The organism is Oceanicola granulosus HTCC2516 (assembly GCF_000153305.1).
In the GTDB taxonomy this organism is placed as follows: Bacteria; Pseudomonadota; Alphaproteobacteria; order Rhodobacterales; family Rhodobacteraceae; genus Oceanicola; species Oceanicola granulosus.
Genome location: NZ_CH724107.1, coordinates 2,597,725 through 2,598,952, shown reverse-complemented (window position 1 = coordinate 2,598,952; position 1,228 = coordinate 2,597,725). Strand labels below are relative to the sequence as shown.

The 1,228-nt window shown below is 56.3% G+C and carries 1 tRNA gene and 2 rRNA genes (1 of these 3 cut by a window edge); all 3 read right to left on the bottom strand.

What is annotated here, in order from left to right:
- Window positions 1-44: 44 nt before the first annotated feature.
- Window positions 45-121, bottom strand: a tRNA-Met gene (locus tag OG2516_RS12455).
- Between the two features lie 49 nt (window positions 122-170).
- A 5S ribosomal RNA gene (gene rrf, locus OG2516_RS12450) occupies window positions 171-285 on the bottom strand.
- 119 nt (window positions 286-404) lie between these two features.
- A 23S ribosomal RNA gene (locus OG2516_RS12445) occupies window positions 405-1,228 on the bottom strand; it runs 2,007 nt beyond the window's last position.

Here is a 1,228-nt window from a genome sequence, read left to right as displayed (position 1 = left end):
GCAAAACGCCGCCCTTTTTGGGCGGCGTTTTTGCGGCTTGTGTTTGGTTGCGGGAGTAGGATTTGAACCTACGACCTTCAGGTTATGAGCCTGACGAGCTACCGGGCTGCTCCATCCCGCGCCAATTTCTTTGTTTGATCATCGTCGAGAGATCGGGTGTTCCTTGCTAGGTTTGGCGGTGACTTACTCTCCCACGTCTTAAGACGCAGTACCATCAGCGCTACGGCACTTAACGGCTGGGTTCGGAATGGAGCCAGGTGTTTTGCTCGTGCTATGACCACCAAACCGAGAAAGGAACACCCCGCGGCCCTTTCGGGCGGGGGTGCGAACATCAGGATTGTCCAGGTCGTGTTGTGTGTGTGACTTCTGGTCCAGTCGGTCTTTCGACCTTGCTTCTACTGGATCAAATCAAGCCTATCGGACCATTAGTACCGGTCAGCTGAGCACATTGCTGCGCTTACACCTCCGGCCTATCGACGTGGTGGTCTACCACGGTCCTCAGGGATACCTTGTTTTGAGGGGGGCTTCCCGCTTAGATGCCTTCAGCGGTTATCCTTTCCGATCATAGCTACCCAGCACTGCCGTTGGCACGACAACTGGTCCACCAGTGGATCGTTCACCCCGGTCCTCTCGTACTAGGGGCAACTCCTCTCAAGTATCCTACACCCACGGCAGATAGGGACCGAACTGTCTCACGACGTTCTAAACCCAGCTCACGTACCTCTTTAAATGGCGAACAGCCATACCCTTGGGACCTGCTTCAGCCCCAGGATGAGATGAGCCGACATCGAGGTGCCAAACGGTGCCGTCGATATGGACTCTTGGGCACCATCAGCCTGTTATCCCCAGAGTACCTTTTATCCGTTGAGCGATGGCCCTTCCACTCGGGACCACCGGATCACTATGGCCGTCTTTCGACTCTGCTCGACTTGTCAGTCTCGCAGTCAGGCTGGCTTCTGCCATTGCACTCAACGAGCGATTTCCGACCGCTCTGAGCCAACCTTCGCGCGCCTCCGTTACTGTTTGGGAGGCGACCGCCCCAGTCAAACTACCCACCACGCAGGGTCCCGGACCCGGATAACGGGCCGCGGTTAGACATCAAGAGTGCGAAGGGTGGTATCTCAAGGATGGCTCCACAGCGACTGGCGTCACTGCTTCAAAGCCTACCACCTATCCTGCACATCGCAATCCTGATGCCAGTGCGAAGCTATAGTAAAGGTTCATGGGG